Genomic DNA, 14,715 nt, shown 5'->3' with positions numbered 1-14,715 from the left:
TCACACCGGGTGCTGTGTGGGCGGCGGTGGGCAAGTGGGTTATTGTTGTGGGTATACGCGCAAAAACGGCGCTAGGACTGTCTGAACACTAATCCAAGGAGCACAGTTGCCCACTAAGGCTACCTCTGAACACGGCAGGTCACTGCTGATTGTGGAATCCCCCTCGAAGGTAAAAACGATTAGCGGCTATCTTGGTGATGCCTTTATTGTTGGGTCCTCCATGGGGCACATCCGCGATCTGCCTCAGCCTTCAGAACTGCCAGATGAGCTCAAAAAGGGCCCAGTGGGTAAGTTCGCCGTCAACATTGATGAGGGTTTTACACCCTATTACGTGGTGAATTCAGACAAGAAAAAGAAGGTCACCGAGCTCAAGCGCCTGCTCAAAGAATCTGACGCTCTTTACCTAGCAACCGATGGGGACCGTGAGGGTGAAGCTATCGCCTGGCACCTTTTTGAGGTGCTTAAGCCCAAGGTCCCGGTTTACCGTCTGACCTTCCCCGAAATCACCAAAGAGGCCATTGAACGCGGTTTTGAGAACCTGCGTGAAATTGACAATGACCTGGTGGACGCTCAGGAAACCCGCCGTGTACTGGACCGTATTTACGGCTATGAGCTCTCGCCGGTGCTGTGGCGCAAGGTATCCCGCGGTCTCTCAGCGGGCCGCGTGCAGTCGGTAGCAACCCGCCTGGTGGTTGAGCGTGAGCGTGAGCGCATGGCTTTCCGTTCCGCAACCTACTGGGATCTAACCGGTACTTTTGCGACCTCAGACAATCAAGCTTTTACGGCTAAACTTTCAGCTGTTAACGGTTCTCGCGTGGCAACCGGCAAGGATTTTGCTGATAGCGGCGAATTGAAGCCGGCTTCAGCGGGCAAGGTTGCCCACCTGGATGAGGCCGCCGCCAGCTCACTGGCAACCGCCCTGGAGCAGGCAGCCTTTAGTGTCCGCTCCGTTGAAACCAAGCCCTACACCCGTCGTCCTGCCGTACCTTTTACCACCTCTACCCTGCAGCAGGAGGCAGCGCGTAAGTTGCGTTTCTCCTCCCGCTCCACCATGCAGGTGGCTCAGCGGCTCTACGAAAACGGTTACATCACCTACATGCGCACCGACTCGGTAGCCCTGTCTGACCAGGCCACCAAGGCAGCGCGTAAGCAGGCGACCGAGCTCTACGGCCCGGAATTTGTACCTGCATCCCCCCGTACCTACAGCTCAAAGTCAAAGAACGCACAAGAAGCACACGAAGCAATCCGCCCTGCAGGGGATTCCTTCCGCACTCCGGATGCCGTGAAAAATGCTCTGAGCGTGGATGAGTTCCGCCTCTACGAGCTGATTTGGAAGCGCACCGTCGCCTCCCAGATGGCCGATGCTAAAGGTTCCACTGCATCCATCCGCCTGGGCGCAACCTCAGCTGATGGGCGCGACGCTGAGTTCTCCGCCTCCGGCACCGTCATCACCTTCCGCGGCTTCTTAGCTGCCTACGAAGAGGGTAAGGATCTAGCCCGCGGCGAAGAGGGAAACGCCAAGGACGGTAGAGAAGATAAACGCCTGCCCAACCTAACCGAAGGCCAGGGCCTGACCGGGAGCGACATTGCAGCCGCCAAGCACACCACTTCACCGCCCCCGCGCTACACAGAAGCCTCCCTCGTCAAGGCAATGGACGAGCTGGGTATCGGCCGCCCTTCCACTTACGCGGCAGTTATCTCAACCATCATGGACCGCGGTTACGTCAATAACCGCGGCGGCACCCTGATCCCCTCCTGGGTTGCCTTCTCAGTGGTGCGCTTGCTCGAAGAATACTTCGCTAAGTACGTAGACTATGAGTTCACCGCAGAGATGGAAGAGGACCTCGACCGCATTGCCCGCGGTGAAGAGTCCCGCACCACCTGGCTGAGTAACTTCTACTTTGGTGGCGACGCCACGCGCGGTCTCAAACCCATCGTGGATAACCTGGGCGATATTGATGCCCGGGCTATCAACTCCATCGAGGTAGCTCCCGGCGTTAATCTGCGCGTGGGTAAGTTCGGTCCCTACCTTGAAGCCGGCGGTGAAATTGATACCGAAACTGGCGAAATCAAAGACCCCGTGCGCGCTAACGTGCCTGCTGATCTTGCCCCCGATGAGCTGACTGAAGAAAAAGTCGCTGAGCTTATGGAACAGGGGAAGAACGACGGTCGCGAACTGGGCACAGATCCCAAAACCGGACGCACCGTGGTAGCACGTGATGGCCGCTATGGCCCCTACGTCACTGAGGTCATCCCCGAGATGACCGAAGAGGAAATCGCTGCATGGATGGAAGCGCAGCCCACCGAGTACTACAAGAATGGCCGCGCTAAGCCCAAGAAGAAGCCCAAGGCGGAAAAGCCCCGTACCGGCTCTCTCTTCAAGTCCATGGACCTTGCCACCGTCACCCTTGAGGACGCCCTCAAGCTCATGAGCCTGCCCCGCGTGGTCGGCACTGACGCTGAAGGTGTTGAAATTACCGCGCAGAACGGGCGCTTCGGCCCCTACCTGAAGAAGGGTACTGACTCCCGCTCACTGGAGACCGAGGATCAAATCTTCAACATTACCCTGGAACAGGCGCTCGAGATTTACTCCCAGCCCAAGCAGCGCGGTCGCGGTACCGCTAAGCCGCCCCTGGCTGAGCTGGGCGTTGACCCAGTTTCTGAGAAGAAGATTGTGGTGAAGGATGGTCGCTTTGGTCCCTACATCACCGATGGCGTCACCAACATTACGGTACCCCGCAGTGAGACTATCGAGTCACTGACGCATACCCGCGCGGTTGAACTGCTAGCTGAGAAGCGTGCTAAGGGCCCGGTGAAGCGCAAGACTGCGGCTAAGAAGCCCGCTGCCAAGAAACCGGTAGCTAAGAAAGCAACCGCGAAGAAGGCTCCTGCTAAAAAACCTGCGGCCAAGAAAGCTAGTTAGCATCTGGGGGCTGAACGTGTAGCAACGTGCTACGTGATGTCACACCCGATAGATGAGCCCCCGCCCGCTGACCCTCTTACGGTCTCGTGCGGGGCGCTCGCCCGACTACGAGCGTCCATGTCTGCCTATGTGCGCCCAATCGATCACTGGACCAGTAGACTAGACCTAGCTTTTTTCACTCACCACTGGGGGTTGCCATGCGCTTGGGCGTACTAGACGTTGGATCCAATACTGTTCACCTGTTGCTATTGGACGGTAATGCGGGCAGCCGACCCGAGCCCTACGCCTCCCATAAGATGGGGCTGCAGCTGGTCCGCTACATCGATGCGGACGGTAATATCAGCGATGAGGGGCGCAATAAGCTCACCGAGTTTGTGGGTAGCGCCCTTGATTTCGCGATTGAGAACAACGCCGAGGATCTGCTGGCTTTCGCCACCAGTGCTATTCGTGAGTCCACTAATGGGGCAGCTGTTTTGCAGTACGTGCAGAATAAGACCGGGGTGACCCTCACCGAAATTTCCGGTGATCAGGAAGCTGCAATTACCTACCACGCTGTGCGTCACTGGCAGGGCTGGGGTGCTGGCCGCATCCTGAACTTTGATATCGGTGGTGGTTCTTTTGAGTTTTCTACCGGTGTGAATGCTTTCCCCGATGACGCTATTTCTGTGCCGCTGGGTGCCACCCGACTGACCGGTGACTGGTTCAGTGACGAAATGCCCACCCCTAAAGAAGTGAAGAAACTGCGCAAGTACACCCGCGAGGTGTTGGAACCTGTTGCAGAAGATTTGCTGGCCTACGGGCAACCCCATATGACGGTGGGAACATCCAAGACCTTCCGCTCCCTGGCGCGTATTTGTGGTGCTGCCTCCTACTCTGCAGGCCCCCACGTCAAGCGTGAGATGCGTCTGGAAGACCTGCGCCTGTGGTCCCGGCGTATGGAGGCCATGTCACCGGCTGACAGGGTCGATTTACCGGGTGTCTCTGAGATGCGCTCACATCAGATTCTTGCCGGTGCTATCGCTGCTGAGGCCGCTATGGAGGTCTTTGATATTGAGGTAATGCGCGTGAGCCCCTGGGCATTGCGTGAGGGGCTCATCCTGCGCCGCCTTAACCACTTCGCTACCCAGGGCACCGCCAATATGATTAGCCCTAAATCGATTGCTGAGGGCGCCCGCCGCTAGCCGGGAGTTCTCCCTATTCCACGACGGTTGTCCCATTCTGATAAGAGGAGGGATTGATTAGTGACCTTGCTGCCCGTGAGAAGTTCTAGAATGGGTGTAGACACCGCCACGGGGAGGTAACCATGACCGAGCAGAACAGTACCGATCTGCAGGCAGTTGAGCAGAGCCAAGCTGGAGAGAGCACGCCCCAACAGGTCCCAGTGGCTCTCTCTACATCCTGCCTCTTTCCTCTGGGTGTGCCAGAGACTTTTGAAACTGCCTTAGAGCTGGGCTATGACAGCGTCGAGGTTATGATTACCCACAACGTGCTGAGCCAGGAACCTCACGACCTGCTGGATTTGATTCAGAAGTACCAGCTACCCATTTCAGCGATCCATGCCCCTACTCTGTTGCTGACCCAGCAGGTCTGGGGCAGGGCCTGGAACAAGATGCAGATGGCCGCTAAGATGACCAGGGCAGTGGGGGCTGATGTGGTGGTAGCTCACCCGCCCTTCCGCTGGCAGAAAACCTACGCTAAGAACTTTGTGGCGGGGGTTCACGAGATTTCCCAGCTAGAGGGCGTCAAAATCGCGGTGGAGAACATGTACCCCTGGTCAGTGAAGGGTAAGGCCGTAGAGATGTACGCCCCGCACTGGGACCCCTCCAAATTTGATTATGACTGGATGACTTGGGATTTCTCGCATGCTGCTGCCGCTAATGATGACTCGCTAGAGGCCGTTCAACGCATCGGTTCCCGGCTAGGTCACGTGCACCTGACAGATGGATCCGGTGACAAGGTCATGGACGAGCATCTGGTGCCAGGTCACGGCTCGCAGCCGGTCGCTGAAACCCTGCAATTCATTGCAGCCAGTGATTTTGACGGAGTGGTGTGCGCTGAAATTTCCACTCGTAAGGCTAAGGGTGCGGCTGCGCGCGATGAGATGCTGGCAGAGACACTTGCCTTTGCCCGCGAACATTTGGCACGCTAGGTTTTTTCTTCGACAGGACGGCGGGTCGCGGCTGAGAGCTGAAATCAGGCAGGGTCTCCCCGTGGCATGAAAAAATGAAACCTGACTCACACTAGGGAGATGAGATTCTAATGACCACGGTAGCTTTTATCGGTACAGGTTCTATGAACGGTGCCATTGCGGCTGGCCTTCTGGCGTCCGGCTTTGACCCTGCTAAGGTGCGCGCCACGGTGGGTTCCCATGCCAGTATTGAGAAGTTGCGCGCCCGGCTGGGGGAGGGGTCGGAATCTGTCACGGTTCTGGCGAATGAAGACGACCCCACAGCAAATCTGACAGCGGCCCGCGGTGCAGATATTATTCTGCTGGGGGTTAAACCCTACGATATTTTGGAGCGCGCCCGCGAAATCGCACCGGTGCTTTCGCCCAATGCGATCGTTGTTTCGGTGGCGGCTGGCATAACGCTCGAAGCATTAGAGAAGGCTCTGCCTGAGGGGCAACCTGCAGTGCGCTGCATGCCCAACACGCCTTCGCAGGTAGGCCGCGGTGTTCTGGCAGTTTCGATAGGACAGACCGTTACTGAAGAACAGCAGGAGGCTGTAAAGCAGGTGCTGGGGCCGGCCGGTAAGGTGGTTGAAGTTGCTGAACACCAGATGGGTGCTGTCACCGCGGTGTCTGGCTCAGGGCCTGCCTATGCCTTTCTACTGGCGGAGGCCATGGCTACTACCGGGGTTAAGCTAGGGCTGGACGAAAAAACCGCTACCGAGCTCGCTGCCGCAACGGTTGCTGGAGCTGGCTATCTCTTGGAAGCTGACCCCAACCCACAGAAGCTGCGCAAAGAGGTAACCAGTCCCAAAGGAACCACCGATCGGGCTATTAGCACTTTTGTAGACCATGGAATCTTTGAGCTAACAGAATCTGCCATGCGAGCCTGTGTCCAGCGCAATAAAGAGATGACTGCGGAGTTTAGCCGGTAGCCAGAATTCCCAGGGCTAAGTGAGAGTTAGAACAAGAAAGAGGCGTGGGAGCCTAAAAGATTAAACGATGAAGGCCAAGCCGTAGGGAATCGGCTTGGCCTTCAGTTCCTTGTTTCTGAAAAAATCAGAAACAGGGAGTGCTCTCTACCGGGGCCAGACGGAATTAGGGGGGAACCGTCAGTCTGCCCTGGCTTCGAGCTACTTGAACGGGTTCGCGGACCGTTCAGTAATCACTCGCACCTTTAGAGGCAGTTATAACTATATGGCATATAGGGCAAAAGCGCACACTGACATTCAAAAAAAGTAGTCAGAACCTTAACATAGATAAATATTTTAATTTTTAATGAAAATCACCGGCTGTGCAGTAAATGGTCAGTTACCATTGCGCTGCTTGCTATATATAGAAGCTTATTCAGAAGTCCTCCCAGCACTATAAAACACCACCCCAGACCACTGAAAATATTTCCGCCGAGCGCGAAGTGGTGAACCTGTTCATCACCTTCACATCCGCAGATGTCCTGCCGGTCTTACTATTTTCGGCAGGGGTAGTAAAACCCACCTCAATCTAAGTCTTTATCAGCTAAGGTCGATGACTCCGGTCACTGGTCCAAACGGCGATGTTTGAAGGCATAGGCATCATGTCTAGCCTCCGGTGCTGGGTTGGTGATGATTAGTGAGCCCGGTGGTGCTCTGGTGCGGTAACGGTCTTTCAGTCTGGCTTGAGGTTATTTGGTTGAAGATTTTACTCTCATTGTGCTATTGGTGGGGCCGTTGTTTTATTGATGGGTGTGGGACTTGTGAATAAGCCTCATAGAGCCCAATTAGGGTCTTGATGCAAAGCGCTCAATCAGATCAACCTGACCAGAAACAATCAACAAATCCCGTGATGAGACGCGGGTTTCGGGGGTCGCGTAGGTAATTTCTTCACCGGGAGATTTGACCCCCACAATGGTCACGCCGTATTTAGAACGCACATCAGATTCTGCCAGGGTGAACCCATGAGTCTCCTTGGGTGGGTACATTTTGACGATGGCAAAATCATCATCTAATTCGATGAAATCTAGCAGTCTTCCTGAGAGAAGGTGGGCAACACGAGCGCCAGCATCCGACTCAGGGTAGACCACCTTGTGTGCACCGATACGGGAGAGGATTTTCCCGTGAGAGGGTGTTATGGCCTTAGCCCAGATCCGTTCAATGCCTAGATCCACCAGGTTTGCGGTAATCAAAACAGAAGCTTCCACCGAGGTGCCGACGCCAACTACTGCGGCGGTGAACTCGTGCGCCCCCAGCTGTCTCAGGGCATTCATGTCAGTGGCGTCAGCCTCAACAATATGGGTCAGGTCCCCGGACCACTTTTGCACGAGGGCGGGGTCTTTTTCTATAGCGAGAACCTCTTGGTTCTGGCGTACAAGTTGCACTGCTGTGGCTGTACCAAAGCGCCCAAGCCCGATAACGAGCACGGGGGCGCGGTGAGAGCGCTGAGGGTCTTTTCTAGCCAATGATGGGCCTCTCTTCTGGGAACTTGTAGAGCCTGCGGCGAGAACGCATGGCAAGCCCCGTCGCAACGGTGATGGTGCCGACGCGGCCGATGAGCATGAGGATGGAGAGTAGGTATACACCGCTTTGAGGTAACTCGGCTGAGAGTCCGGTGGACAGGCCGCAGGTTGCGTAGGCCGAAATTACCTCGAACAGTGAACGTTGAAGTGATGCTCCACTCATGAGCATAATTGCTGCTGTGCCGATGAAGACGAAGGTTGCGCTCATCATAATGACCGAAATAGCGATACGTAGAACGGTGTCCGGGATGGTTCTTCCGAAGGCAACCACAAACTGATCGCCGCGGGCCTCTGCCAGAATGGCGAGGAAGACCACAGTAATAGTGGTGATTTTGATGCCACCGGCAGTGGATGCTGAGCCGCCCCCGATAAACATCAGCAGGTCGGTCAGTAGCGCGGTGACCGGGGTGATATCGTTCATATCAACGAGGTTGAAGCCACCGGAGCGCGTCATGATGGAGGCAAAGGTTGCGTTCAGAACCTTGTCGGCGACGCTCAGTTCGCCAATGGTTTTGTTGTTGTTCCATTCCAATGCTCCCCAGGCGAAGGAGCCGGCCACAAAGAGTACCAGGGTGCCGATGACGGTGAGTTTGGCGTTGAGGTTCCATCGGCTAAAAACTACCAGGTTTTGTTGGAGGACCAGAATGACGGGGAAGCCCACCGAGCCGATAACGACGCCAAGAGAGATGGGTATAAGAATCCACAAGTCATGACCGTAGGGCACAATTCCGTCTGAGTGAGGGGTGAATCCGGCGTTATTGAAGGAAGAGACGGCGTAGAAGATGCCGTGCCAAACACCTTGACCCAGCGACTCACCCAGCAGGAGAAATCGGGGTATTAAGACCAGCGCAATGGTGCCCTCAATAACGATTGAGGTAACGGCAACAGTGCGCAGCACGGAGCCTACTTCACCCAGTCGCCCTATATTCATTGACTCCTGCGTGATGATTCTTGACCGCAACCCTAATTTTCTACCAACAGCGAGCGCCAGGATTGAGGTCAGTGTCAGGGTGCCCAGCCCGCCAATTTGGGATCCCAGCAGGATCATGAGTTGTCCGAAGAAGGTCCACTGTTCAGCGGTGGATACCGTAGTAAGGCCGGTGACGGTCACGGCGCTGGTCGCAGTGAATACGGCGTGCTGAAGCTCTACCCGGTGCCCATCCTGAGAAGCGATGGGCAAAGAGAGCATGATTGAGAAAAAAGTGATGACGAGTATGAAAGCTGTTATTGCGGTACGGGAGGACGAAGACCCCACGACCCGGTCTATCAGGTCGCGTAGGCTCTCAAAACGCTGGATCAACAGCCTAATCCCGGCTGAGTACCGCGATTCCTTACCCTCTCGAACGAACTGAGGTTGCTTCTTGAGCTCTTCCTGCTGTGGTGTGGACATCTTCTTACCTCCTTCATAGCTCATCGCTTCTAAGCGTAGTCTGCGTGTCATAAAACCGTCGCATCAACGGTTACGAGTTTTATTGTGTTTAATGGTATTTGTGACCCAACTTACCTATAGGGGGTAGAGCCAATGGCGGCCATTGAACGATTGAAGCCCACTGATGTGCGCGTGCTGTGGAGCCCCGCCATGGCCAACTATTTTTTTGGGGACTACCACCCTATGCATCCCAGTAGGCTGGATGCCACTGCATCCCTCGCTAAAGATTTAGGGATTTTTGACCTGCCTCAGGTTCAACTCGAAAAGCCAGAAATCGCCAGCGTTCAACAGCTTATGCTGGCGCATGACTACCCCTACATCGACGCCGTGCAGAAGATTAGCGCTGACCCATCATTGGTCATCGCTAGTTGCGGTTTGGGCACCGAAGACACCCCCGGCTACGAGGGAGTCCACGAGGCTAGTGCTCGCTTAGCGGGCGGAACTTTTCAGGCGGCTCAAGCAATTTTGGATGGCAAGGTTAAGCACGCGGTTAATTTTGGCGGGGGTATGCACCACGCCTCCCGCGACCACGCCAGTGGCTTCTGCATCTACAACGACTGCGCAGTGGGTATTAGCCACTTGTTAGAGCAGGGTGTTTCGCGCGTGGTCTATATTGATGTGGACGCCCACCACGGCGATGGCACACAGAGCATTTTTTGGGATGACCCACGCGTCATGACCATCTCCATTCATGAAACGGGAATGTCCCTCTTCCCTGGCACAGGTTTTTCCAACGAGGTAGGTCCGGAGGGTGAAGCCGCTGGAACGGCAGTGAATATTGCCATGCCACCTACCACTACCGATTCGGGGTGGCTGCGCGCTTTTAACGCTGTGGTTCCCAGCCTTTTGCGGGAGTTCCAACCAGAAGTGATTTTGAGTCAGCACGGTTGCGATACGCATATGAATGATGAGATGTCCCACATGAGCATTAGCATCAACGCTCAGCAGGAAATTGCGGCTCAGATTTCCTTGCTGGCTGATGAACTGTGCGAGGGCCGTTGGATCGCTACTGGCGGAGGTGGTTACTCGGTATACGACGCGGTGCCTCGCTCATGGACCCATCTGATGGCGGTTGCCGCCGGGCAGCCTCTGGATGTCTATCAGCCCACCCCTGCGTCCTGGCAGAAGTACATGCTTGAAACCTACGGAACGAAAGTTCCGGCTGCTATGGGTGACCCCGTTGATTTATGGTGGCGCTCCTGGGAAATAGGCTTTGACCCGGGCGACGATACCGATCGCACCATCATGGCGACCCGCAAAGAAGTTTTTCCGCTATGGGGCCTCGATCCTTGGTATGACTAGTCAGCCTATATATAGCCCGTCGGATATTTTCCAAGAAAATTGAGTCCTGTCTGAGTATTTGGTACAAACCTGAAATATGGTAGCGACAATATGTAAGTAGGGCTATATATGTGTATATGATGATGGGCATGAAGGACGATCTTTTTGCTGTCATTGCTGACCCCACACGGCGCCATATTTTAGAGTTTTTAGCCATCGAGAGACTCTCCGTGGGTGAGTTGGTTGAGGAGTTGGGTATCAGCCAACCTACCGTATCAAAACACCTTAAAGTTCTGCGCACTGCTGGGCTGGTGGAGACCGAAGCTGTTGGGCAAAAGCGTTTTTATTCTTTGGTACCCCAGCCCCTTGAGCGGGTTACCGACTGGTTAACATCTTTGGTGCCGCCGCCATCTGCGGCACAGGACGACGTGCAACGCCCCCCGCTCCCTGCTACCGGGGAGCAATCGGTAGAGCCAGAAGATAGTCTAAACAAGCCTGCTGAATCGGTGGAAGAGAAGGACAAACCAGAAAATTCGGTGCAACCCCAGCTTACCGAGGAGGTTGTGGAACAGACCGAAGTTAAGGAACCTGCTGAAACTGCCGAACCTGCTGAAACTGCCGAACCTGCTGAGTTGCTTGAGTCTGTAGAAGCAGATGTGCCCGAAGTAGCAGACCTCGATGCCTCGCATCCTCAGGGGTCGCAGCTTTCTTCCCCGGCGATTACCTTCACCCCCTTTACTCCTTTTACCCCCTCTGCCACCGCAGACGCTCGCCCCACCTCACCTTCAGTGGCAGAAACAGAGACTGTTTCTGCAGCTTCCGAAGACCCCCAAGAGCTTTTATCGGTAAACACCGTAGAGGTCTCAGCGCCCGCTGAGATTGAAGACCAAGAAGTAGCTCAGAGGCAAGAGCACACCCCGCCTCTCTATGCTGAGGATAAGCTAGCCGTGCCCCAAGATGACACCGATGAACGTGGGCTCTTTGCAAAACTAACGCGTCTGCGCCGCCGTTCGCGCTAAACACTTTCCCCCTCACTCACCCTCAGCAGAGAAATAACCCCGAAACATGCCTAAACATCAGAAGTTACTCGACTGGATCGAGAGCGAACTGATTTCACGTACCCTCCACCTTGGGGATCAACTCCCCGATGATAGGGAGCTAGCTCGCGTTATCGGTCTTAGCCAATATCAGATCCGTGAGAGCCTCAAGCACTGCGAAGAGATTGGTCTGCTGCGCCTTTACGTGGGTAAACGCAAAACCATTCTGAGCGAATTATTGCGCGAACCGGCAGTCTCGGCAGGGCCGGCTATCGGTCTTTCTCTAGCTAGCTCTGTTTCACCCCAGCGGGATCTCTTTCAGACCTGTCTGCTGTTGGAGTCACATGCTGTTTCAACAACTCCAGCACACCAGGCGGCCTACCCTGAGCTAGAGAGAATCCTGCAAAGGATGTCAGATCCGGCGACCAGCCTGAGCGATTTCCACGATCTTGAGGCAGATTTTCACATTCAACTCGGTCAGCTTTCTGGCAATACCCTTATCTCAGCGTTACTGGCTACGATGAGGGACTCCATGATAGAAGCGAGATTCGATCTGGTATCGCAGGTGCCGTTGTGGAGTGCCACGGCGACGCGTCTGCGCATGGAATACCGCGCAATTCTTGATGCCGTAAAATCCGAAGACCCGGCCCTGGCCCGCACCTTGCTCATCGCTAACCTCAAAGAGCGATTTGCTGAAGCCCAGGTCCCCTTAGATTTTGAAGCGCCAACCTCTGAGGGGCAGACTCTGAGCAGTAACCTGGTGCCGGTGGATATTGAAGATCAAGACTTAGTCCCTGAACAATGGGGTGGCCCCATTACCCCCGGACTCTTTGATGCTTTACAGAATATTCAGCCCAGAGAAGCTGACCGCGATAAGCAACAGACCTTGCCCGAGTTCCGCGAAGAAAAGCCAGAGGGCTTCCCGGACGGTCAGGCAGCACAGGAAGCTCGTCAGGAACCTAAACCTAGAGCAGATTTCGTATCTGAGCCTCAGACTACATCGACTAGTTCACTACCAGAAACTCTGGAGAACTCTGCCCCGCAACCACCTACCGTGCTGAGGGCTGTTCCCACGGGGAGCGCAACGCGCCGCCGCAAGGGCACAGTGAGCCCTGTAGTTCACGCAACCATCATCACACCCCCGGTCCGGCAACCTCTTGCTACCCGCGAAGAGGGAGGTCACCAAGATGAGGGGCAGGCAGCGGCAAGCGCTCCCGCTTATCGCGTGCTAGCTGATCAGCAAGATGAGCTGAACCGCATTGAACGTGCCCAGTCGGCGGCAAAAGCCCGCCTGGCCGCTGCCGCTCAAAAACGGCAGGAAGCCCGTGAACGCGCGCAGGCTCAGGCGGCAGAAGAAAAAAGGTTGGCTGAACAGGAGGCCGAGCGTCAGACCCAACAGCGGGCTGAACTGGAGAGGGAAGCGCTGTCTCAGGAGCTTGAAGCTAAACTGCGTGCAGAAGAGCTAAGGCTGGCTGCTCTGTCTGCACAGCCCCAAGAGGCAGAGAATCAGCAGGAAGCAACCCAAGAAGAAGCGGAATCAAGCGAACACCATCAAACTCACGAATCCAAACCCAAGAATCGGCTCCACCCCGAGACTCCTACTCCAGGCAGAAAGCATTTTGCGGTCAGGGAATACTTTGGTTTTCTTTCCGCAGGACGTCGAAAACCACAGCCGGCCAAAGAGCTCCCAGCCTCCGAAGCCGGCCAGGCTGACGAGCACACCGTGCCAGAAGGGTACGAAGTTTTAGAGGAAAACCCTACTAGCTCATCCCAGCATGCGGAGGAGATGGCGTCTGCATCCGATACCGGTAGGAACACTGCTGAATTTGAACTGGCACAGACCGCAAACCCGCCCCAAGGGGGAGCAAACCGGCACCCGATGAAGAAAAAGAGGCAAAAGAGCCGTAAACGCTAGCTCTGCGCCGGCAGTGATTTTAGCCTCTCAAAACGAGAAAATGCTCTCATTCGCAGGTGAACAATGCGCGAAATGTGGGCATACCCTGTACTCTTGACTGAAGAGCGTTTTTTCACGCGCTAGGGTTATGTATGCCCAAAATAGCGTGTATTGGAGCGTTTATACCGGTATAACGCCCGGATAGCTACCGAAAGGCTTGCCGTGCGCGAGCATCGTTCGGCCGGGTATCGACCACTATTTAATAAGTGAGGTGAATCCGATGGGTTCAGTTATCAAGAAGCGCCGCAAGCGTATGTCTAAGAAGAAGCACCGTAAACTTCTTCGCAAGACTCGCCACCAGCGTCGCAACAAGAAGTAAATTCTTCACCGCGAGCCCCGCACAGTTTGTGCGGGGCTCGCGCTGTTTTAGCACCTAACGCTACAGTGGTCCTATGGCCACTCCCACGATTGAACTGTTAACCAAGCCCGGCTGCCACCTCTGCGAAGCTGCGCGGCAGACGACGGGTGAAGCTGCCGCCCGCTTCGGGCTGAGCTTTACCGAAACTAATATTGAAAATGATCCCCAGCTTTTTGAACGGCATAAGAATGAAATCCCGGTCTTGCTCATCGACGGGGAAGTCAAAGACTTTTGGCAGGTTAATGCTCGCCGCCTGACTAAGCTACTGGAAAAGAAACTGGCAGCCTGAAACCTGCTGGAGACGGGAGTAGTGATGAGGACGTCGCCGCTGGCACCGGCGCCTTATCTTTGAGACACTGGTGTGATGACTTCCTCAGAAAAAGCACCGGTAACCGTTCATCTCATGCGCCACGGTGAGGTTCACAACCCCCAGCGCATTGTCTACGGTAGGTTGCCGGGTTACCACCTGTCAGAGGCTGGGCAGAGGATGGTGCGGCTTTCAGCCGAAGAGTTTAAGCGCCGTGCTGATGCCGGTGCCAATATTGTGCATCTGGTCTGCTCTCCATTGACTCGCACTCAAGAATCAGCTGCCCCCATCGAAGAGTTGCTGGGTTTGACCGCGGTACATGATGAGCGTGTTATTGAGGCTGACAATTATTTTGAGGGTCTGCACGTCACCAAGGACGAACTGCTAAAGCACCCTGCCCACTGGCCGCACCTGCTCAACCCCCTGCGTCCTTCCTGGGGTGAGCCCTACCGCCAGCAAATGACCCGTATGGTCGAAGCTATTAAGGATGCCGCCCGCACCGCTTATGAGAAGGGTGGAGCCGGTGCTGAGGCGATTATTGTGTCTCACCAGCTACCTATTTGGATGGCGCGTACCTCTGTTGAGGGTGGGTTTTTGCCCCATGATCCCCGCAAGCGTCAGACCAATCTGGCGTCTATTACTTCTTTGCACTTTGATGATATTTTCAGCCCAGGCACACCGCGTCTGACCTACTCTGAGCCTGCCGCTGAGTTGTACTCAGGTGTCATTCAGCTACCCGGGTCATAATAGAGCTTTGGCTAAATACAT

At 55.2% G+C, this 14,715-nt stretch carries 12 protein-coding genes; 10 read left to right on the top strand and 2 right to left on the bottom strand.

The genetic code is table 11. From position 1 onward, the window contains the following. Window positions 1-106: 106 nt before the first annotated feature. The 4 genes from topA to proC all read left to right on the top strand — a co-directional run bounded on the left by topA (window position 107) and on the right by proC (window position 6,025). A complete protein-coding gene (gene topA / locus M3668_RS03120) occupies window positions 107-2,923 on the top strand; it encodes a type I DNA topoisomerase (RefSeq protein ID WP_251379340.1) in 2,817 nt (938 codons plus the stop codon). Window positions 2,924-3,120: 197 nt separating this feature from the next. After that, window positions 3,121-4,104 (top strand): Ppx/GppA family phosphatase, encoded by a 984-nt coding sequence (locus tag M3668_RS03115; protein ID WP_251379339.1) that lies wholly within the window; start codon window positions 3,121-3,123, stop codon window positions 4,102-4,104. Between the two features lie 122 nt (window positions 4,105-4,226). Then, window positions 4,227-5,072: a sugar phosphate isomerase/epimerase family protein gene (locus M3668_RS03110; protein ID WP_251379338.1), complete on the top strand. Its 846-nt coding sequence runs from the start codon at window positions 4,227-4,229 to the stop codon at window positions 5,070-5,072. A gap of 110 nt (window positions 5,073-5,182) precedes the next feature. Further along, window positions 5,183-6,025 carry a pyrroline-5-carboxylate reductase gene (proC, locus tag M3668_RS03105; protein WP_251379337.1) on the top strand — a complete coding sequence of 281 codons (843 nt, stop codon included), beginning with the start codon at window positions 5,183-5,185 and terminating at the stop codon, window positions 6,023-6,025. An 821-nt stretch (window positions 6,026-6,846) separates the two neighbouring features. On the opposite strand, the gene M3668_RS03100 is transcribed toward proC, so the two are convergent. Together M3668_RS03100 and M3668_RS03095 are read right to left on the bottom strand one after the other, a co-directional pair. Continuing rightward, on the bottom strand, window positions 6,847-7,524 hold the full coding sequence (locus M3668_RS03100) for a potassium channel family protein (protein ID WP_251379336.1): 678 nt from the start codon (window positions 7,522-7,524) through the stop codon (window positions 6,847-6,849). Beyond that, window positions 7,517-8,971 carry a TrkH family potassium uptake protein gene (locus M3668_RS03095; RefSeq protein ID WP_251379335.1) on the bottom strand — a complete coding sequence of 485 codons (1,455 nt, stop codon included), beginning with the start codon at window positions 8,969-8,971 and terminating at the stop codon, window positions 7,517-7,519. The genes M3668_RS03100 and M3668_RS03095 overlap by 8 nt, the downstream gene beginning before the upstream one ends. 132 nt (window positions 8,972-9,103) lie before the next feature. On the opposite strand from M3668_RS03095, the gene M3668_RS03090 reads away from it, so the two are divergent. The 6 genes from M3668_RS03090 (at window position 9,104) to M3668_RS03065 (ending at window position 14,694) form a co-directional block, all read left to right on the top strand. Next, window positions 9,104-10,312 carry an acetoin utilization protein AcuC gene (locus M3668_RS03090; protein WP_425570001.1) on the top strand — a complete coding sequence of 403 codons (1,209 nt, stop codon included), beginning with the start codon at window positions 9,104-9,106 and terminating at the stop codon, window positions 10,310-10,312. 116 nt (window positions 10,313-10,428) lie between these two features. Further along, complete coding sequence (locus tag M3668_RS03085; RefSeq protein WP_251379334.1) at window positions 10,429-11,310, top strand: ArsR/SmtB family transcription factor; 882 nt, start codon at window positions 10,429-10,431, stop codon at window positions 11,308-11,310. Between the two features lie 46 nt (window positions 11,311-11,356). Further along, window positions 11,357-13,243 (top strand): FadR/GntR family transcriptional regulator, encoded by a 1,887-nt coding sequence (locus tag M3668_RS03080; protein WP_251379333.1) that lies wholly within the window; start codon window positions 11,357-11,359, stop codon window positions 13,241-13,243. Between the two features lie 259 nt (window positions 13,244-13,502). Then, entirely contained in the window at window positions 13,503-13,601 is a 99-nt protein-coding gene (locus tag M3668_RS03075; RefSeq protein WP_005504750.1) for a 30S ribosomal protein bS22, read from the top strand. A gap of 73 nt (window positions 13,602-13,674) precedes the next feature. Continuing rightward, window positions 13,675-13,929 carry a glutaredoxin family protein gene (locus M3668_RS03070; RefSeq protein WP_251379332.1) on the top strand — a complete coding sequence of 85 codons (255 nt, stop codon included), beginning with the start codon at window positions 13,675-13,677 and terminating at the stop codon, window positions 13,927-13,929. A 75-nt stretch (window positions 13,930-14,004) separates the two neighbouring features. Beyond that, entirely contained in the window at window positions 14,005-14,694 is a 690-nt protein-coding gene (locus M3668_RS03065) for a histidine phosphatase family protein (RefSeq protein ID WP_251379331.1), read from the top strand. Window positions 14,695-14,715: the final 21 nt, after the last annotated feature.

This window comes from Rothia sp. P100 (assembly GCF_023712425.1).
GTDB classification, from domain to species: Bacteria; Actinomycetota; Actinomycetes; order Actinomycetales; family Micrococcaceae; genus Rothia; species Rothia endophytica.
This window is presented reverse-complemented; position numbering and strand designations above follow the sequence as displayed.